This is a genomic window from Secundilactobacillus odoratitofui DSM 19909 = JCM 15043 (assembly GCF_001434895.1).
GTDB classification, from domain to species: domain Bacteria; phylum Bacillota; class Bacilli; order Lactobacillales; family Lactobacillaceae; genus Secundilactobacillus; species Secundilactobacillus odoratitofui.
Genome location: NZ_AZEE01000009.1, coordinates 1 through 206 on the forward strand (window position 1 = coordinate 1; position 206 = coordinate 206).

Here is a 206-nt window from a genome sequence, read left to right on the forward strand (position 1 = left end):
ATTGCGGGATATACGCCAGTTGGAACTGGTATCGCACAAAACATGCCGGCACCAACGACGACAGAGCCTCAAGCTGATAATGAGACGATTGAATACAAGGCTGACTCTCAAACGATTGCCGTCAACTACGTTGATGATGAAGGGTCGACCACCACACCGGTAGCTACTGATACAGTGAGTGGCGATACTGGAACGACGGTCACGTA

The 206-nt window shown here is 50.5% G+C and carries 1 protein-coding gene; it reads left to right on the forward strand.

The features are described from left to right. Positions 1-206, forward strand: a 206-nt coding sequence (locus FD04_RS12555) for a hypothetical protein (RefSeq protein ID WP_162255742.1), incomplete at both ends; no start/stop codon positions are given.